We start from the raw sequence: 20,931 nt of genomic DNA, 5'->3' as shown, positions 1-20,931 counted from the left end.
GACTCAGGACTAAAGGACCTGATCGAATGGATATCACTACCCGCCGCGCGGGGCTGTCGCCGGAGCGACGCGCGCTGCTGCAGCAGCGGCTGTCCGGCCGGGGCGAGGCCGCGGCGCCCGCGCTCGAGACCATCACCCGCTGCGCCGGCCCGGGGCCCGAGCACCCCGCGTCGTTCATGCAGGAGCAGATGTGGCTGGTCACCCAGCTCGACCCCGAGCACGCCGTCTACAACGTGCCCGTGGCCGTGCTGGTGCGCGCCGACGCCGACATCCCCGCGCTGGAGCGCGCCTTCTCGGAGGTGGTGCGGCGCCACGAGGGGCTGCGCACCGTCTTCCGCGTGGTCGACGGACAGCTGCGCCAGGTCGTCCTCCCCCCCTTCCCCGTGCGGGCCGAGGTGCGCGACGTCCGCGACCGGGTAGGCGACGACTTCGAGCGCGACGTGCGCCGGCTCGTCACCGAGGAAGGCGCGCGCCTCCTCGACGTGGAACGCGGGCCGCTGGTGCGCATGACGCTCCTGCGCGTGAACGACGAGCGGTACGCACTCGTCATCACCGTGCACCACATCGTCACCGACGGGTGGGCGTATCCCCTTCTCCTGCACGAGCTGTGGACGCTCTACGCCGCCGACCGCCGCGGCGAGCGCGCCGACCTCCCCGCGCCGGGGCTGCGCTACGCCGACTACGCCGTCTGGCAGCGCGAGCACCTGACCGGCGCCACGCTCCAGCGCCACGTCGACTACTGGCGGAACCTGCTGGCCGGCGCGCCCGAGACCGAGCTGGTGGGCGACCGGCCGCGCCCGGCGCGTCCGTCGTATCGCGGCGCCTTCCACCACTTCGTCGTTCCCGAGGCCACCACCGCCGCGCTGCGCGCCCTCTGCCTGCGCGAGAAGGTGACGCTGAACATGGTGCTCACCGCCGGCTTCGCGGCCACGCTGGCGCGCTACTCGGGGAACGCCGACGTGGTGCTGGGCGCGCTGTTCGGCAACCGCAACCGCCCCGAGCTGCACGACGTGGTGGGGTGCTTCGTCAACTCCGCCGCGCTCCGGCTCGACCTGACGGACGATCCGGGCCTGGCCGCGGCGTCGCGGCGGGCGCGCATGCTGATCCTGGAGGCCGAGGCGCACCAGGAGCTGCCCTTCGAGAAGGTGGTGGAGCACCTGCACGTGGAGCGCGACCCCAGCCGCAACCCGCTGTTCCAGGTGATGTACTTCCATCACACCTTCATCGCCGCGCACACCAGCGCGGTCGACGACGGGCTGGACGCGCGCCCCGTGTACGAGGACAACCGCGCCGCGCTGGTCGACACGGGGATGTCGAAGCTCGACCTGACCATGGCCACGCTGGAAGACGGCCCGAAGCTGTCCGGCGTGGTCGAGTACGCCACCGACCTCTTCGACGCGGAGACCGTCGACCGCTTCTGCCGCCACTTCTGCACCCTGCTCACGCGCGCGGCCGCCGAGCCGGAGCGCCCGCTCTCGCAGCTCTCCCTCCTCGACGCAGGCGAGCGCCGCGAGGTGCTGGAGGGGTGGAGCCGCGGCCCCGCGACCGCGGTGGAGCCGGCGCCCTTCCACCGCCTGTGGGAGGCGCAGGCCGCGCGCACGCCCGACGCCGAGGCGGTGCGCCACGCCGGCGAGGCGGTCTCCTTCGCGGAGCTGAACGCGCGCGCCAACCGGCTCGCGCGGCGGCTGCGCGCGGCCGGCGTGGGGCCGGAGACGGTGGTCGCGCTCTGCCTGGAGCGCTCGCCGCGGGTGATCCAGTCGATGCTCGCCGTGTCGAAGGCGGGCGGCGCCTTCCTCCCCGTCGACCCCGCGTATCCGCCCGAGCGGCGGCGGTACATGCTGGAGGATTCGGGCGCGCGCGTGGTGATCGCCGAGCGCGGCGACGACGCCATCCCCGCCGGCATCCCCGTGATCCACCCCGACGTGATGGAGGGGGATGACGGAAACCTGGAGGGCGCGGACGAGGTGGAGAACGCGGCGTACGTGATCTACACCTCGGGCTCCACCGGGCTGCCCAAGGGCGTGGTGCTGACGCACCGGGGGATCGCGTCGCTGGCGGCGATGGAGGCCGAGGTGCTGGGCGCGCACCCTGGCGCGCGCGTCCTCCAGTTCGCCTCGTTCTCGTTCGACGCGTCGCTGTGGGACGTGTTCACCATCCTCTCCGGCGCCACGCTGGTCATCGCCCCGCGCGACGAGGCGGCGGCCGGCGAGCTGCTGGCGGAGTTCCTGGAGCGCGAGCGGGTGAACGTCGTCACCCTGGGCCCCTCCGTCCTGGCCACGCTCCCGCCCGACGGGCTCCCCGACCTGCGCACCGTCGTCTCCACCGGCGAGGCGGTGGGGCCGGAGGTGGTGCGCCGCTGGGGGACCGGCCGCCGCTTCGTGAACGGCTACGGGCCGACGGAGACCACGGTCGGCGCGACCCTGTCGATCAATCCGGCCGCCGAGGGGCGCATCTCCATCGGCCGCCCCTGGCCCGGTCTCCAGACGTACGTGCTCGACCCCGCGCTGCGCCCGCTCCCCGCCGGCATTCCCGGCGAGGTGTGCGTGGGCGGCATCGGCGTCGCCCGCGGCTACCTGGGCCGCCCGGCGCTCACTGCCGAGAAGTTCGTCCCCGACCCGTTCGGCGGCGTCCCCGGCGCGCGCCTGTACCGCACGGGCGACGTGGCGCGCTGGACGTGCGAAAGTGCGAAGGTGCGAAAGTGCGAAAGTGAGGCGGAGCCAGGCGAAACCACTCTCGCACTCTCGCACTCTCGCACTTTCGCACTCGAGTTCATCGGCCGCGCCGACCGCCAGGTGAAGATCCGCGGCTTCCGCATCGAGCTGGGCGAGGTGGAGACGGCCCTCCTCGCGCTCCCCGGCGTGCGCGAGGCGGCGGCGATCGTCCACGAGCCCGCGCCGGGATCGCGGCGGCTGGTCGCGTACGTCGCGGCGGACGACGGCGTCACCGCGGATGGGCTGCGGGCGGCGCTGCGCAGCGGGATGCCGGAGTACATGGTGCCCTCGGCGCTGGTGCTCCTCCCCGCCCTGCCGCGCACGCCCAACGGCAAGCTGGACCGCCGCGCCCTCCCCGCGCCCGAGATCGCCGAGGCGGCGGGCGACCAGACGGCGCCGCGCACCCGCGCCGAGGAGGTGCTGGCGCGCGTCTGGGCGCAGGTGCTCGGGCGTGAGTCCGTCGGCGTGCACGACAACTTCTTCGAGCTGGGGGGAGATTCGATCCTCTCCATCCAGGTGATCGTGCGCGCGGCGCGCGAGGGCGTGCGCATCGCCCTGCGGCAGGTGTTCCAGCACCAGACCATCGCCGAGCTGGCCGCCGCGGCCGAGACGGCGACGCCCATCGATGCCGAGCAAGGCCCCGTCACCGGCGACGCGCCGCTCACCCCCACGCAGCGCTGGATCCTGGAGCGCGGCATCCCCCGTCCCGAGCACTGGAACATGGGGATGGCGCTGGAGGCGCGCGGGCGGCTCGATCCCCATCTCCTCCAGCGCGCCGCGGACGCCGTCGCCGCGCACCACGACGCGCTGCGCACTCGCTTCGTCCGCGGGGACGGGGGATGGACGGCATCGACCGCCGTCCCGGAGCCGGCCGCCTTCGACCGCTTCGACCTATCCTCCATCCCCCAGGAGCAGTTGGAGATGGAGATGGAGGCGCGCGCGGCGGCGGTGCAGACGGGGATGGACCTGGCCGCGGGCCCGCTCTTCCGCGTCGCGCTCTTCGACCTCGGGCCCGATCGCCCGCAGCGGATCCTCGTCGCGGCGCACCACCTGGTGGTGGATGCCGTCTCGCTCCCGGTGCTGGCGGAGGACCTGGAGGCGGCGTACCGGCAGCTCGCCGGCGGCGGCGAGGTGCGGCTGCCGCCGAAGACGACGGCGTTCCGCGAGTGGGCGCGCCGCCTGGACGAGCGCGCCCGCGCCCCGGAGACGCTGGCGCAGCTCCCGTTCTGGCTGGGCGCCCTCCCCGCCGCCGCCGATCCCCTCCCCGCGGACGTCCCCGGCGCGCCGGACGACGAGGCGGGGACCGCCGTCGCCGTCGCGGAGCTCACGGTGGCGGAGACGCGCGCGCTGCTGGAGGAGGTGCCCGCCGCCTTCGGCACGCAGGTGAACGACGCGCTCCTCGCCGCGCTGGCCGAGGCCTTCCGCGCCTGGAGCGGCCGCGAATCGCTCCTCGTCGACGTCGAGGGGCACGGGCGCGAGGACCTGTTCGACGACGTGGACGTCTCGCGTACGGTGGGCTGGTTCACCTCCGTCTTCCCCATCCACCTGCAGGCCACGGGAGATGCCGCCGCGACGCTGAACGGGGTGAAGGAGGCGCTGCGGGCGGTCCCCGAGCGCGGCATGGGCCACGGCCTGCTGCGCTGGCTCGCGGGTGACGCGGCGGCGGAGCTGGCGGCGCGTCCCGCGGCGGAGGTCAGCTTCAACTACATGGGCCAGGCCGGCGCCGCCGCACCCGATTCCAGCGCGCTCCTCGTCCCCGCCGCGGGGCCGATCGGCCCCACGCGCGACCCGTCGCAGCCGCGCACGCACCGCATCTCCGTGGAGGGCTCCGTCGCCGACGGCGTGCTGCGGATGGGCATCTTCTACGGCGCCCGCGTCTTCCGCGCGGAGACGATGGAGCGGCTCGCCGAGGCTTACGGCGCCGCCCTGCGCGCGCTGGTCGAGCGGGCCCGCGCGCCGCGGGAGGGGGGCTACACCGTCGACGACTTCCCCGCGGCGCGGATGGACCAGGAGGAGCTGGACGACCTCCTGGCGCAGCTCGAGGAGATCTGACGGCGATGACGGACGCGCGGCGGGCCGGGCTCTCGCCCGGGCGGCTGGAGCTGCTGCGGCGGCGCCTGGGCGGCGACGCCTCGGCCGCGCGCGCGCAGGAGCCCATCCCGCGCTGCGCGGGGGCGGGGCCCGCGTTCCCGGCGTCGTTCGCGCAGGAGCGGATGTGGTTCGTGGCGCAGTACGACCCCGGCAACCCCATGTACAACGTGGCCGGGGCCGAGCTGGTGCGCGCGGAGGCCGGCGTCGCCGCGCTGGAGCGCGCGCTGACGCTGGCCGTCCGCCGCCACGAGGCGCTGCGCACCGTCTTCCGCGTGGAGGGCGGCGAGCTGCGCCAGGTGGTGCTCGATCCCTTCCCCGTGCGGGTGGACGCGCGCGACGTCCGCGACCGCACCGCGCCCGGCGGCGTGCCGCTGGTCGACCGGATGCTGGCGGTGGTGCGCGAGGAGGCCGCGCGGCCGTTCGACCTGGCCGCGGGGCCGCTCCTGCGCGTGGCGCTGCTGCGGGTGTCGGACGAGCGCTGCGCGCTGGTGACCACCGTCCACCACATCGCCGCCGACGGGTGGAGCTACCAGGCGCTGGGGCGCGAGATCGACGAGCTGTACGGCCACTTCGCGGCCGGGCGCGAGCCGGCGCTCCCCGATCTCCCGCTCCGCTACGCCGACTACGCCGTCTGGCAGCGCGGCTGGCTCGCGGGCGCAGAGCTGGAGCGGCAGGTGGCCTACTGGCGCGGGGCGCTGGCGGACGCGCCCGTCCTCGATCTCCCGACCGACCGGCCGCGCCCGCCGCAGCAGAGCTTCCGCGGGCGGCTGCACGGCTTCGCGCTCACCCCCGCGCTGGCGGCGGCGTTGCGGCGCGTGGGGCGGGCGGAGGCGGCATCGCTGAACATGGTGATCCTGGCCGGCTTCGCGGCGCTGCTGGCGCGGTGGGCGGGGCAGAACGACCTGGTGGTGGGCACCATCCTGGCCAACCGCAACCGCGCGGAGCTGGAGCAGGTGCTTGGGTTCTTTGCCAACACCGCGGCGCTGCGGCTGCGGCTGGAGGGCGCGCCGACCTTCCGCCAGGCGATCCGCACGGCCCGTCAGGCGGTGCTCGACGCCGACGCGCACCAGGAGCTGCCGTTCGAGAAGCTGGTGGAGGAGCTGGGCGTGGAGCGCGACCCCAGCCGGCACCCGCTCTTCCAGGCGCTCTACTTCCACCACGCCACGGTGGCGGCGCACGAGAGCACGGCGGGGGGGATGGAGAAGCTGCTCGGCTCGCGGCCCCTCTCGGAGGAGAGCCCGCTGGCGGCCATCGACACCGGGGCGGCCAAGTGGGACCTGATGATGGCCACGCTGGAGATGGACGACGGTGGCGTCAGCGGAGTGCTGGAGTACGCCACCGACCTCTTCGACGCGGCCACGATGGAGCGCTTCGCCCGGCAGCTGGCCACGCTGCTGGAAGCCGCCGCCGCCGCGCCCGACCGCCCGCTCGCCGACCTGCCGCTGATGGACGCGGAGGAGCGGCGCCGCGTGGTGCACGGGTGGAACGCCGAGTCGCGGCGCGACCACCCCTTTGTCTCCCTCCCCGCGCGCTGGGAGATGCGCGTCGCGGCGGACCGGGACGCGCCGGCGATCCGCTTCGCCGGGCGGGTGGTGACGCGCGGGGAGCTGAACGCGCGCGCCAACCGCATCGCCCGGCGGCTGGCGGCGCTCGGCGCACGGCCGGGCGCGACGGTGGGCGTGTGCCTGGAGCGCACGCCGGACCTCGTCGCCGCGGTGCTGGGGGTGATGAAGGCTGGCGCGGCGTACGTCCCCCTCGACCCCGCGTATCCCCCCGCGCGGCTGGCGGCGATCGTGGGCGATGCCCGGGCGGCCGCGGTGGTGACCGTCTCCGCGCTGGCCGATGTCATCCCCTCCGGCATCCCCCTGATCTCCCTCGACCTGCAGGCGGCGGAGATCGAGGCAGAATCGGCGGAGGATCTGGGGATGGAGATCGACCCCGCGTCGCTCGCCTACGTCCTCTACACCTCGGGATCGACGGGCACGCCGAAGGGGGTAATGGTGGAGCACCAGGGCCTCTCCACCCTGCTGTCGTGGCTAGACGAGGTGATGCCGGACGAGGAGCGGGCGGCGGTGCTGGGCTCGACCTCCTTCTCCTTCGACGTCTCCGTGGCCGAGGTGTTCGGCACCCTCTGCGCCGGCGGCGCGCTGGTGCTGGTGGAGAACGCGCTGGAGTTGGTGGACGCCGAGGCGGTGCGGTCGGCGTTCATGGCGCCCGCCGCCGCGGCCGAGCTGCTGCGCCGCGGCGCGCTTCCGCCGACGCTGCGCGCGCTGAACCTGGGCGGCGAGGCGCTCCCCGGCGACCTGGTGGACGCGCTGCTAGCGACGGGAACGGTGCGCACCGTCCGCAACCTGTACGGCCCCACCGAGGCTACCGTCTACGCCACCTGCGAGGACGTGTGCCGCGGCGACCCGCGCCCGCCCATCGGCCGCCCGGTGGCCGACATGCGGGCCTACGTGCTCGACGCGCGGCTGCGTCCGGCGCCAGTGGGCATCCCCGGTGAGCTGTACCTGGGCGGCCCCGGCGTGGCGCGGGGATACGCGAACCGTCCGGCGCTCACCGCCGAGCGCTTCATCACCGACCCCTTCGCGGGCCGGCCGGGCGCGCGGATGTATCGCACCGGCGACCGGGTTCGGTGGAAGTGCGAAAGTGCGAAGGTGCGAAAGTGCGAAAGTGACGGAAATTCGCGCGAGGACGAAACCACTTTCGCACTCTCGCACTCTCGCACTTTCGCACTCGAATACCTCGGCCGCCTCGACACGCAGGTGAAGCTGCGCGGCTTCCGCATCGAGCCGGGCGAGGTGGAGAGCGTGCTCCGCCGCCACCCCGCCGTCGCCGACGCGGTGGCCGTGGTGCGCGGCGAGGGTGACGCGCGGCGGCTGGTGGCGTACGTCACGCCGTCGTCGGCCGACGCGGCGGCGCTGCGGGCGCACGCGGCGGAGCGGCTCCCAGATTACATGGTGCCCGCCGTGGTGGTGGGGCTGGACGCGTTCCCGCTCACCACCAGCGGCAAGGTGGACCGCCGCGCGCTCCCCGAGCCCGACCCGGACGCGGCCGCCGAGGCGGAGGCGTACCTCGCGCCCGAGACGCCCACCGAGCAGACGCTCGCGGCGCTCTGGGAGGAACTGCTGGGGATCAGGGGCGTGGGTGCCGGGCACTCGTTCTTCGCCCTGGGCGCGCACTCGCTGATGGCGATGCGGATGACGACCGGCGTGCTGGAGCGGCTGGACGTGGAGCTGCCGCTGCGCGCCGTGTTCGAGACGCCGCGCCTCCGCGACCTCGCCACCCGCATCGACCAGTTGCGCGAGGAGGCGCTGGCCGCGCTGCTCGAGGAGCTCGGCGGCGACCTGTCGGCGCTGGGATCGTAAAAGAAGTCCCAAGTCCCAAGTCCTAAGTCCCAAGTGGTCAATGGCACCGTGCCATCTGTCGTGACGTTCAGCACTTAGGACTTAGGACTCAGGACTTAGGACTAGTTACCTGGATTCAAATCCGGCGCCCCCTACCGGGCCGCCGTACACGTGATCGATGAATCGCAAGAACGTAGAGGACCTGTATCCGCTCACTCCCCTCCAGCAGGGGATGCTCTTCCACGCCCTGCACTCGCCCGCGGCGGACGCGGACGCGTACGCGGAGCAGGTGGTGCTCACGCTGGAGGGCGACGTCCACCCGGACGCGTTCGCGCGCGCGTGGCAGGCGGTGGTGGACCGCCACCCCATCCTGCGCACCGGTTTCGTGTGGGAGGGGGTGAAGCAGCCCATGCAGATCGTCTTCCGCGAGGCCGCCGTGCCGGTGCGCGTGGAAGACTGGAGCGACCTGCCGCCCGCCGAGCGTGACGCGCGCTGGGCCGGGCTGCTCGACGACGACCGCGCCGAAGGATGGGAGCTGCGCCGCGCGCCGCTGGTGCGCCTGGCGCTGGCCCGCGTGGGCGCGCGCGAGTGGCGGTTCCTCATGTCGTCGCACCACCTGCTGCTGGACGGGTGGTCGATGGCGCTGGTCTTCGCCGACTTCACAGCCGCATACCAGGCCGCGCGCGAGGGACGCGACGCCGTGCTCCCGCGCCGCCCGCTCTTCCGCGACTACGTGACGTGGGTGACGGAGCGCGACGAGGCCGCGGCCGAGGCGTTCTGGCGCGAGCGGCTGGGCGGGCTCGACGGCCCCACCCCGCTGCCGCTCGACCGCGCCCCCGCGCGCGCCGGCCGCCCCGCCGAGGAGCACGGCCAGGAGACGCTCCCCATCTCCGCCGACCTGGCCGCCGCGCTGGCCGCGGCGGCGCGCCGGCATCGCGTCACCGCCAGCACGCTGGCGCAGGCGGCGTGGGCGGCGGTGCTGGCCCGCTACACCGGCCGCCGCGAGGTCGTCTTCGGCACCACCGTCTCCGGGCGGCCGCCCGAGGTGCCGGGGGTGGAGGAGATGGTGGGGCTGTTCATCAACACCGTCCCCGTGCGCGTCGCCGTCCCCGCGGACGCGTCCATCGGCGAGTGGCTGCGCGTGCAGCAGGACGAGCAGGCCCTCGCGCGCGACCACGAGCTGTCGCCGCTGGCGCGGGTGCGCGCCTGGAGCGGGCTGCCGGGCGAGGCGCCGCTCTTCGAGACCATCTTCGTCTACGAGAACTACCCGCTCGGCGGCGGGGGCGACGGCGCGGAGCCACCCTTCACCGTCACCGGCGCGCGCGCGGCGGAGCGCACCAACTACCCGCTGTCGCTCGTCGTCGCTCCGGCGGCGGGCGGGATGCGCGCCACCGCCACCTACGACGCGCGCCGGCTGGATCCCGAGCGCGTCCGCGCGCTGCTGGCCGGCTACCTCCGCGTGCTGGAGCAGATCGTCTCCGGCGACGCCGCCGCCACCCGCGCGCTGACGCCGCTGGACGCCGCCGAGCGCGCCGCGCTCACCGCCGCCGGCTCGGCCACGGCGTCGTTCCCCGTCGCGAAGACGCTCCCCGCGCTGTTCGCGGAGCAGGCGGCGCGCACGCCGGACGCCGTCGCGCTGACGTTCCGCGGCGAGTCCGTCACCTACGCGGAGTTGGACGCGCGCGCCAACCGCATCGCCCACCGGCTGGTGAAGCTGGGCGCGCGGCCGGACACGCTCGTCGGCCTCTCCGTCGAGCGATCCATCGAGACCGTCGTCGGCATCCTGGCCATCCTCAAGGCCGGCGCGGGCTATCTCCCGCTCGATCCCGCGTATCCCGAAGACCGCCTGGCGTACATGCTGGAGGATTCGGGGACGGAGATCGTGGTGACGACCTCCGAGCTGCGGAGCCATCTCCCCGCCGGAACGACCGTCGTCTGCCTGCAGTGCGATGCCGACGCGATCGCCGCGGAGCCGGCCGACGCGCCGGAGATCGCCATCTCCCCCGACTCGCTGGCGTACGTCATCTACACGTCCGGATCTACGGGGAAGCCGAAGGGAGTGCAGGTCACGCACGCCAACGTCGTGCGCCTCTTCAGCGCGACGGACGCGTGGTTCGGTTTCACCTCCGACGACGTGTGGACACTCTTCCACTCCTACGCGTTCGACTTCTCGGTCTGGGAGATCTGGGGCGCGTTGCTGTACGGCGCGCGCCTGGTCGTCGTCCCCTTCGACGTCTCGCGCCTCCCGGAGGAGTTCCACGCGCTGCTGGAGACGGAGCGCGTCACGGTGCTGAACCAGACGCCGAGCGCCTTCCGCCAGCTCATCCGCGCGGACGAGGAGAGGGCGAATGAATTCGCTGCAACAACTACACAAAGTCCGCCTTCGCGGACTGGGGCCTCGACTGGTCCTGCCGAGCCCGAGTCCACGCCGGCCCTCGGGGTTCAACCACCGGAGCTCCCCACCCGACGTCATCCTGAGGCCGGCCAGACCGTAGCCGCGTCCGCACAGTCGGTGGCAGGCCGAAGGATCTATAATCGAGGCCAAACGCCCGCCGGCACGTCGGACGAAAGCCCGCCCGCGGCGTCTGCCGGCCTGGCGCTGCGGTACGTGATCTTCGGGGGCGAGGCGCTCGATCCGGCCACGCTGCGCGGCTGGGTGGAGCGGCGGGGGGATGAATCGCCCCGGCTCGTCAACATGTACGGCATCACCGAGACCACCGTCCACGTCACCTATCGCGTGATCCGGGCGGAGGATACGGTCGATGGATCGTCGTCTCCCATCGGTATCCCCATCCCCGATCTCTCCGTTCATCTCCTGGATGAGGACGGGGAGATCGTCCCCACTGGAGTCGTCGGGGAGATGTACGTGGGCGGTGCCGGCGTGGCGCGGGGGTATCTCCACCGTCCCGAGCTGACGACACAGCGCTTCGTCGCCGATCCCTTCTCCGCGAATCCCGGCGCGCGGCTGTATCGCTCGGGCGATCTCGCGCGGTGGGTGGAGGTGCGAGAGTGCGAAAGTGCGAGAGTGCGAGAGTGCGAAAGCGACTCATCGCGTGACGAAACCACTTTCGCACCTTCGCACCCTCGCACTCTCGCACTCGAGTTCCTGGGCCGCGCGGACGACCAGGTGAAGATCCGCGGCTTCCGCATCGAGCTGGGGGAGATCGAGTCCGCGCTCCTGGCCCATCCCGCCGTCCGCGAGGCCGTGGTCCTCCCGCGTGGCGAGGGGGAGGAAAAGCGCCTCGTCGCCTGGATCGTCGCGGCGCACGGCGTAGACGCGGCGGAGCTGCGGGCGCACCTGCTGGAGCATCTCCCCGACTACATGGTGCCGGCGGCGTGGGCGTTCCTCGACGCGCTGCCGCTCACCCGCAACGGCAAGGTCGACCGCCGCGCGCTTCCCGAGCCCGGCGCCGCCGCGGCCGCCGACGACGCGTACGTGGCGCCGCGCACGCCCGTGGAGGCCACGCTGGCGCTCGTGTGGGAGGCGGTGCTGCGCGTGGAGCGCGTGGGCGTGCACGACGACTTCTTCGCGCTCGGCGGCGACTCGATCCTGTCGCTGCAGGTGATCTCGCGCGCGGCCAGGGAGGGCGTGCGCGTCACCCCGCGGCAGGTGTTCGAGCACCCCACCGTGGCCGAACTGGCGGCGGTGGCGGGCGGCGCCGCGGCCGCCGCCGAGCAGGGGCCGGTGACCGGGCCGGCGCCGCTGACGCCCGTGCAGCGCTGGTTCTTCGACCATCCGCTCGAAGACCCGTCGCACTTCAACCTGTCGATGGTGCTGGAGGCCGCGGGCGCGGTAGACCCCGTGCTGCTGGAGCGCGCGCTGCACCGCCTGGCCCTGCACCACGACGCGCTCCGCCTCCGCTTCACCCGCGATGGCGAGGGATGGACGCAGGCCGGCACCCCGGACGCGGCCGTGCCGGTGGAGACGGTGGACCTCGCCGCCGTCGCCGAATCCGAGCGATCGAGCGTGCGCGAGGAGGCCAAGGTGCGCGCCGAGCGCGGCCTGGACCTGGCGTCGGGGCCGCTCCTGCGCGCCGTGCTCCTGCGCGGCGACGGGCCCGACCGCGTGCTGCTGGCCGCGCACCACCTGGTGGTGGACGTGGTGTCGTGGCGCGTGCTGCTGGAAGACCTGGAGACGGCGTACGCGCAGCTCGCCGCCGGCCGGCCGGTGCGGCTGCCGCCGAAGACGACCTCGTTCCGCGCGTGGGCCGCGCAGCTGGAGCGCCACGCCGCCTCCGATGCCCTGCGCGCCGAAGCCGCGTGGTGGCTGGCGCAGGCCGCCGGCGCGCCGGGCGAGGAGGAGATCCCCGTCGATCGGGCGGATGGTGCCAACAACGCCGCCGAGCGCGACACGCTCGCCGTGACGCTGGACGCCGAGGAGACGCGCGCGCTGCTGCAGGACGTGGCCGCCGCGCACCGCACGCAGGTGAACGACGCGCTCCTCTCCGCGCTGGCCCGCGCGCTGGCGCCGTGGACAGGGCGCGGCGCGGTGTGGGTGGAGATGGAGGGCCACGGCCGCGAGGAGCTGTTCGAGGGCGTCGACCTGAGCCGCACGGTGGGATGGTTCACCACCCTCTTCCCCGTTCGCCTCCCGGTCGCCGCCGCGGACGGCGCGGTGACGGCGCTGGCCGCCGCGCGCGACGCCCTGCGCGCCATCCCCGGCCGCGGGATCGGCTTCGGCGTGCTGCGCTGGATGAGCCCCGACCCGGAGCTGCGCGCGTCACTGGCGGCGCTTCCCCGTCCCCGGATCAGCTTCAACTACCTCGGGAGATTCGACCAGGGCGAGGGGAACGAGGGCGACGCGTTCTGGTCCTTCGCCGCGGAGAATCCCGGCCCCGACCGCGCGCCGGGGAACGGCCGCGCGCACCTGCTGGACGTGAGCGCCTGGGTCAGCGGCGGCCGGCTGCACATCGGCTGGGCCTTCTCGCGCGCCGTGCACGACCGCGCGACGATCGAGCGGCTGGCGGACGCGTACCTGGCCGCGCTGCGCGCGCTGGTCGCCGCCTCGCGCGGGGACCAGCCATCGGCCGCGCGGGCCACGCCGGCCGACTTCCCGCTCGCCGGGCTGGACCAGGCGCGGCTGGACGCGCTGCTGGCGGCGTACGGCGGGGCGCGCGAGGTGGAGGACGTGTATCCCCTCACCCCGCTGCAGGAGGGGATGCTCTTCCACGCCCGCGCCGAGCCCGAGTCGGGGATGTACGTGGAGCAGGTGTCGGCCACCCTGCGCGGCATCGACGCCGACGCGTACGCCGCGGCGTGGCAGGCGGTGGTGGACCGCCACGAGATCCTGCGCACCGCGTTCGTGGTGGAGGAAGGCGGCCGGGCGCTGCAGGTGGTGCTGCGCCGGGCCGCCGTGCCGGTCGAGCGGCTGGACTGGAGCGCGCTCTCCGCGGCCGAGCGCGCCGCCCGGCTCGCCGCGCGCGCGGAGGACGACCTGCGGCGCGGCTTCGACCCCGCGCGCGCGCCGCTCCTGCGCCTGGCGCTGATCCGCACCGGCGCCGACGAGCTGCGCACCGTCCTCACCTTCCACCACCTGCTGCTGGACGGGTGGTCGCTCCCCCGCGTGTACGCCGAGGTGGGCGCGCTGTACGAGGCGGCGCTCGGCGGCCCGCCGGCCCGCCTCCCCAGCCGCCGCCCCTTCCGCGACTACGTGGCGTGGCTGCAGGGGCGCGACCCCGCCGCGGCCGAGGCGTTCTGGCGCGCGGCGCTCGCCGGCTTCGAGCCGCCGGCGCCGCTGGGCTCCGGCCCGTCCGGCCGCGCCATCACCGCGTTCGGCGAGCTGGACCAGGTGATGGAGCGCGACGAGGCCGCCGCGCTGCAGGCCTTCGCGCGGCGGAGCGGAATCACCCTGAACACCGTCTTCGCGGGCGCGTGGGGCGTCCTCCTCTCGCGCTACACCGGCGCGGACGACGTGGTGTTCGGCAGCGTGGTCTCCGGGCGCCCGGCCGAGCTGGAGGGGGTGGAGGAGATGGTGGGGATGTTCATCAACACCGTCCCCGTCCGTCTCCAGGTCTCGCCCGGCGATGCCATCGTCCCCTGGCTGCGCGCGCTGCAGGCGTGGCAGACGGGGGCGCGGGCCCACGAGCACGCGCCGCTGGCCGAGGTGCAGCGCTGGAGCGGCCTTCCCGCCGACCGGCCGCTATTCGAGACGCTCTACGCCTTCGAGAACTTCCCGCTGGAGACGGCGGCCGAAGAGGGCGGCGGCGAGGCCGCCGAGGTGGTGGAGCGCGGCAACTATCCCCTCTCCCTGGCGGTGCTCCCCGGCGAGGCGCCGGTGCTGCGGCTGTCGTACGACGCCGGCCGCTTCTCCGCCGACGAGGCCGCGCGGATGCTCGGGCACCTGCGCACCCTTCTGGCGGCGATGGCGGCGCGCGCGGGCGACCTTCCGCTGGGCGCGCTCCCCATGCTGGCGGCGGACGAGGAGCGCGCGCTCCTGGCGCTCGGCGCCGGCCCCGCGCTGGACGACGACGGCGAGGTGGCGGCGCACCGGCTCTTCGAGGCGTGGGTGAAGGCGGCGCCGGATGCGCTCGCCGTGGTCGCGGACGGCGGCGTGCGGTGGACGTACGCGGAGCTCGACGCGCGGGCCGATCGCATCGCGCGCCGCCTGCGCGGGCTGGGCGTGGGGCCCACGACGCGGGTGGGGGTGACGCTCGAGCGCTCGCCCGCCCTGGCGGCGGCGCTGCTGGGCATTTTCAAGACGGGCGGCGTCTACGTCTCCCTGGACCCCGCCGTCCCCGGCGAGCGGCTGCGGTGGATGGCGGAAGACGCGGACGTCGCCGCGCTGGTGACGGACGGCGAGGTGCATCCGGCGCTCGCCTCGCTCGCGCTCCCCGTCGTCCCGGTGGAGGGCGACGGAGACGGGGACGAGCCGGCCGGCTCCCTCCCGGAGGAGATCCTGGGAGAGGCACTGGCGTACGTCGTCTACACCTCCGGCTCCACGGGGCGGCCCAAGGGTGTGGGCGTGCAGCACGCGGAGCTGGCGCGCCACTGCCGGGCCGCGGCCCGGGCGTACGGCCTGACCGCCGCCGACCGGATGCTCTTCTTCGCCGCGCCGGGCTTCGACGTCCTCTTCGAGGACGTGCTGGTGCCGCTGACGTCCGGAGCGTGCATGGTGGTGCGCGGCGCCGACCTCCCCTCGCCCGCCGAGCTGGCGGCGCTGGTCCGCGAGCACCGCGTCACCACCCTCAATCTCCCCACGGAGTACTGGCACCAGCTCGTCGGCGATCCCCTCGCGCGCGACGCGGTGAAGAGCGCCGCGCGCATCGTCGTCCCCGGCGGCGAGGCCATGCGCGCCGACGCGGCCCGCGCGTGGGCGGCGGCGCCGGGACGCGCGCGGCTGCTGAACAGCTACGGCCCCACCGAGGCGGTGATCACCTGCACCGCCTTCGAGGTGGACGACGCCTTCGCGGCCGACGTGGTGCCGATCGGGCGCGCGTTCGCCGGGCGGAGCGTGTACGTGCTGGACGCGGCGCTCCGGCTCGTCCCCGCCGGCGTGGGCGGCGAGCTGTACGTGGGCGGCCTGCTGGCGCGCGGCTACCTGGGCCGCCCCGGCGTCACCGCCGCGGCCTTCGTCCCCGACCCCTTCTCCCCCGTCCCCGGCGCGCGACTGTACCGCACCGGCGACCTCGCGCGCTGGAAGGAAGTGCGAGAGTGCGAAAGTGCGAAAGTGCGAGAGTTGAACCACCCGGTGGAGAGCTCGCCCGGCGCTGAGTCGACTTTCGCACCCTCGCACCCTCGCACTTTCGCACTCGAGTGGCTGGGCCGCGCCGACCAGCAGGTGAAGGTGCGCGGCTTCCGCATCGAGCCGGGCGAGATCGAGGCGGCACTGTGCACGCACCCCGGGGTGCGCGCCGCGGTGGTGGAGGCGCGCGGCGCGGGCGAGGCCCGGCGGCTGACGGCGTGGATCGTGGCGGCGGAGGGCGTCACCTCGGCGGAGCTGAAGGCGCTGCTCGGCGGCCGCCTCCCCTCGTACATGGTGCCTTCCGTCTTCGTCTTCCTGGACGCGCTCCCGCTCACCTCCAACGGCAAGGTGGACCGCCGCGCGCTCCCCGCGCCGGCCGCCGAGGCCGGGGCCGGGGCCGCGGCGGCGGCACTCACCCCCACCGAGGAGGTGCTGGGCGCGATCTGGGCCGAGGTGCTGGGGGTGAAGCGGGTGGGGCCGGACGATTCCTTCTTCACGCTGGGCGGGCACTCGCTGCTGGCCATGCGCATGGTGGCGCGCGTGCGGGCGCTGCTGGGCGTGGAGCTGCCGCAGCGCGCCGTGTTCGAGGCGTCCACCCTGCGCGAGCTGGCCGCGCGCGTCGACCTCCTCCTCGCCGGCGACGCGGCCGCCGCCGCGCCGCCGCTGGAGCCCGCGCCGCGCGACGCCGATCTCCCGCTCTCCTACGGCCAGGAGCGGCTCTGGCTGATGGAGACGCTCTCGCCCGGCGCGCTGGCGTACGGCGTGGCCGTCCCGCTGGCGTTCGAGGCGGATGCCGACGCGGAGGTGCTGGCGCGCGCGCTGGCCGAGGTGGTGCGCCGCCACGAGGCGCTGCGCACCGTCTTCCGCGCGGGCGAGCACGGCGCCGTGCAGGAGGTCCGGCCGCCCTTCGCGGTCGATCTCGCCGTGGACGAGCTGCGCGATCGCTCTCCCGGCCAGCAGGCGCGTGCCGTGATCGACGCGGCCCAGCGCGCGGCGGCCGGGCACTTCGACCTGGAGCGCGGGCCGCTGCTGCGCGCGCGCCTGCTGCGGCTGGGCGATGCCTCGGTGCTGCTGGTGACGGTGCACCACATCGCCTTCGACGGGTGGTCGGCGCGCGTGCTGGAGCGCGAGCTGCGCGCGCTGTACGGCGCCTTCCTGCGCGGCGAGCCGTCGCCGCTTCCCGAGCTGCCGGTGCAGTACGCCGACTTCGCGGCGTGGCAGCGGCGCTGGCTGGAGAGCGGCGTGCTGGACGCACAGGTGGAGTTCTGGCGGCGCGCGCTGGACGGCGCCCCCGCCGTGCTCGACCTCCCGGCCGACCGTCCACGCCCCGCCGCGCGCACCCACGCCGGCGCCCGCCGCTGGTTCCATCTCCCTGCCTGCGTGGTGGAGTCCGCCCGCGAGCTGGCGCGGCGCGAGGGCGCCACGCTGTTCATGGTGCTGCTGGCCGCCTTCGACGTGCTGATGGCGCGCCTGTCGGGCCAGGACGACGTGGTGGTGGGCACGCAGGTGGCCGGCCGCACGCGCGAGGAGACCGAGGGGCTGATCGGCATCTTCGTCAACGGCCTGGCGCTGCGCGCCGACCTCTCCGGCGACCCCAGCTTCCGCGAGGCGGTGGCGCGGGTGCGGCGCGCCTCGCTCGACGCGTACGCGCACCAGGACGTGCCCTTCCAGCGGCTGGTGGACGCGCTGGGGGTGGAGCGCACGCTCAGCCATCCCCCCGTCTTCAACGTCACCTTCCTCCTGCAGGGCGACGGGAGCGCCCCCGCCGCCGCGGAAAGGGAGGGCGAGGATGGCGAGGCCGTGCTTCCCGGCGAGCCGGTGCCGTACGCGGCCGAGTTCGAGCTGACCTTCGAGCTGGCCGAAGCCGCGTCGGGGATCGTGGGCGCGGCTTCGTACAGCACGGAGATCTTCGACCACGACACCGCCGCGCGCCTGGCCGACGGCTACGCGCGGATCCTCGGCGCGCTCCTGGCCGATCCCGACGCCGCCATCTCCGCCCCCGCGCCGGCCGATGCCGACGAGGCCGCGCTCGTCACCGGGGCGTGGAACCGGACGGACGCCGAGCTCCCCGCCGGGCCAGTCCACCGCTGGTTCGAGGCGCAGGCTGCCACCACGCCGGACGCGCTCGCCGTCGTGTCGCACGACGGGATGCGGTGGACGTACGCGGAGCTGAACGCGCGCGCCAACCGCCTGGCCCGCCGCCTCCGCGCGCTGGGCGTGGGGCCCGAGTCGCGCGTGGCGGTGCTGATGGAGCGCTCGGCCGCCATGGTGGCGGCGCTGTACGCGGTGATGAAGGCGGGCGGCGCCTACGTTCCCGTCGACCCCGGCTACCCCGCCGCGCGTGTGGCGCAGATGCTGGCCGGCGCGGGCGCCGCCGTCGTCCTGGCCGGCTCGGCCACCGCGCATCTCGCCTCCGGGACCGGCGCGCGCGTGGTGGACGTGGACGCCGAAGACGCGGGCGCGGAAGACGCGAGCGACCTGGAGATGGAGATCCATCCCGAGTCGCTCGTCTACGCGATCTTCACCTCGGGGTCGACGGGCGCGCCCAAGGCGGTGGGAGTTCCGCACCGCGCGCTGGCCAACCACATGGCGTGGATGCAGGACGCCTTCCCGCTGGACGCGGGCGACCGCGTGCTGCAGAAGACGCCGTTCTCGTTCGACGCGTCGGTATGGGAGTTCCACGCGCCGCTGCTGGCCGGCGCCACGCTGGTGATGGCCCACCCCGAGGCGCACCGCGATCCCGCGCTCCTGCTGGACACCGTGCGCGAGCACGGCGTCACCATCATCCAGGCCGTGCCCACGCTGCTGCGCGCCTGGCTCGAGGCGGGGGGACTGGACCGCTGCCGGACGCTGCGCCGCGTCTTCGCGGGCGGCGAGGCGCTCGACACGGCGCTGGCGCGCGACCTCCGCCGCACGCTTCCCGGGGCCGCGGTGATCAACCTCTACGGGCCGACGGAAACGTGCATCGACGCCACCGCGCAGGTGGCGTCGGGCGACGGGGATGCCGCCGCGGTGCCGATCGGCCGCCCGGTGCACAACACGCGGGCGTACGTGCTGGACGCGCGGATGCGCCCCGTTCCCGCCGGCGTCCCCGGCGAGCTGTACCTGGGCGGCGCGCAGGTGGGCCGCGGCTACCTGGGGAACGCCGCGCAGACCGCCGCCGCCTTCGTTCCCGACCCGTTCTCCACGGCACCCGGCGCGCGCCTGTACCGCACCGGCGACCGCGCGCGCTGGCTGCGTGCCGGCCGGCTCGAGTTCCTGGGCCGCGCCGACCGCCAGCTGAAGGTGCGCGGCTTCCGCGTGGAGCCGGGCGAGATCGAGGCCGCGCTCCGCGCGCACGCCGGCGTCCGCGACGCGGTCGTCCTGGCCCGGCGCGACGGCAGTGCGCCCGCGCGGCTGGTCGCCTGGATCGTTCCCGCCGGCGGCGCCGTCGACGCCGGCGCGCTGCGGGCGCACCTGGCCGGGCGGCTGCCGGCGTACCTGGTGCCGTCCGCCTTCGTCTCCCTCGCCGCCCTGCCGCTGACGCCGGGCGGCAAGGTCGACGCGCGCGCCCTCCCCGCGCCTGCGCCGGAGGCCGTCACCCCCGACGCCGGGGCGCGGCCGCGCACGCCGGCCGAGGAGGCGCTGGCGGCCGTGTGGGCGCAGGTGCTGGGCGTGGACGCGGTCGGGATCCACGACAACTTCTTCGCCCTGGGCGGCGACTCGATCCTCGCCATCCAGGTGGTCAGCCGCGCGGCGCGCGCGGGGTGGCGCCTGACCGCGCGGCAGCTCTTCCAGCACCAGACCGTGGCCGCGCTCGCCGCCGCCGCGGAGCCGCTGGCCGCGGCCGCCTCTCCGGCCGGCGAGGAGCGGCCGGCGGTGGGCCCGGCGCCGCTGACGCCCATCCAGCGCTGGTTCTTCGCGCAGGAGTTCGCGGACGAGCACCACTGGAACATGGCGGCCATGCTCGCCGCCGCCGCGCCGGTGGACGCGGCCGCGCTGGAGCGCGCCGTGGCCGCCGTCGTCGAGCACCACGACGCGCTCCGCCTCCGCTTTGCCCGCGGCGGCGACGGCGCGTGGACGCAGGCGTTCGCCGCGCCCGGCGGGACCGCGCCGTTCCAGGCGGCCGACTTCACCGCCTTTGCGGGCGACGCGCTCTCGCGCGTCATCGAGGCGCACGCGGCGGGCGTCCAGGCCACGCTGGACCCGGAGCACGGTCCCGTCACCCGCGTTGCCCTGTACCACGGGGGCGCGGGCGAGCCGGACCGCATCCTCTGGGTGATCCATCACCTCGCGGTCGACGGGGTCTCCTGGCGCGTGCTGCTGGAGGACCTCTCCACGGCCTACGCACAGGCCGCGCGCGGCGATGCGGTCCAGCTCCCGCCGCGCACCACCTCGCCGGGCCGCTGGGCGGCGCGGCTGGCGGAGTGGGCGAACGGAGACGAGGCGCGCGCCGAGGCCGGGTGGTGGCTGGCGCAGCGCTGGGCCGACGCGGCGCCGCTCCCCCGCGGCCGTGCGGCGGACGACCTCGAGGGCGACGCGCACACCGTCGAGACGGAGCTGGACGAAGAGGCAACGCGCGCGCTGCTGCAGGAGGTGCCGCCCGTCTACGGCACGCAGGTGAACGACGCGCTCCTCGCCGCGCTCGCCCGCGTGCTCGGCCGCTGGACGGGCGGGGAGAGGGTGGCCGTGGAGCTGGAGGGCCACGGGCGCGAGGAGCTGTTCGACGGCGTGGACCTGTCGCGCACGGTGGGATGGCTCACCAGCGCCTTCCCCGTGCTGCTCGACGCATCCGCCGGCGACGCGGGCGCGCTGCTGCGCGAAACGAAGGAGCGGCTGCGCGCCATCCCCCGGCGCGGCGTGGGCTTCGGCGCGCTGCGCTGGCTGTCCGACGACGCGCAGACGCGGGCGCGGCTGGCCGCCATCCCCTCTCCCGGGGTGATGTTCAACTACCTCGGCCAGCTAGGCGGCGAGGGGGGCGGCGCGTGGCTCGGCGGCGCGCGGGAAAGCGCCGGGCCGCACCGCTCGCCTCGCGCCCGGCGCACGGCCGCGGTGCAGGTCACGGCGTCGGTCGCCGGCGGGCGGCTGCACGTTTCCTGGCAGCTCCCCGGCGTCCGCTTCG

At 75.2% G+C, this 20,931-nt stretch carries 3 protein-coding genes (1 of these 3 running past the window's edge); all 3 read left to right on the top strand.

Annotated features, from left to right (window positions below):
- The first annotated feature begins 26 nt into the window (after positions 1 to 26).
- A complete protein-coding gene (locus VF092_19245) occupies positions 27 to 4,763 on the top strand; it encodes an amino acid adenylation domain-containing protein (protein HEX6749440.1) in 4,737 nt (1,578 codons plus the stop codon).
- A gap of 5 nt (positions 4,764 to 4,768) precedes the next feature.
- The gene (locus tag VF092_19240) at positions 4,769 to 8,170 is read left to right on the top strand and encodes an amino acid adenylation domain-containing protein (GenBank protein ID HEX6749439.1); all 3,402 of its coding nucleotides are present in this window, start codon (positions 4,769 to 4,771) and stop codon (positions 8,168 to 8,170) included.
- Between the two features lie 157 nt (positions 8,171 to 8,327).
- A protein-coding gene (locus tag VF092_19235; GenBank protein ID HEX6749438.1) for a non-ribosomal peptide synthase/polyketide synthase crosses the window boundary here: on the top strand, positions 8,328 to 20,931 show its 5' end (the start). Its footprint extends 14,522 nt past the window's final position; 12,604 of the gene's 27,126 nt are visible here — the first part of the coding sequence; the start codon lies at positions 8,328 to 8,330; the stop codon falls past the right edge of the window.

It is taken from the genome of Longimicrobium sp. (assembly GCA_036377595.1).
Lineage (GTDB): Bacteria > Gemmatimonadota > Gemmatimonadetes > Longimicrobiales > Longimicrobiaceae > Longimicrobium.
Note: the sequence above shows the minus strand (reverse complement) of the source record. Positions and strands in the feature narration are given on the sequence as shown.

What these genes read in the sequence shown, in the direction of transcription:
- VF092_19240 (HEX6749439.1), top strand. Translation starts at nt 4,769, where the DNA reads ATGACGGACGCGCGGCGGGCCGGGCTCTCGCCCGGGCGGCTGGAGCTG.
- VF092_19245 (HEX6749440.1), top strand. Translation starts at nt 27, where the DNA reads ATGGATATCACTACCCGCCGCGCGGGGCTGTCGCCGGAGCGACGCGCG.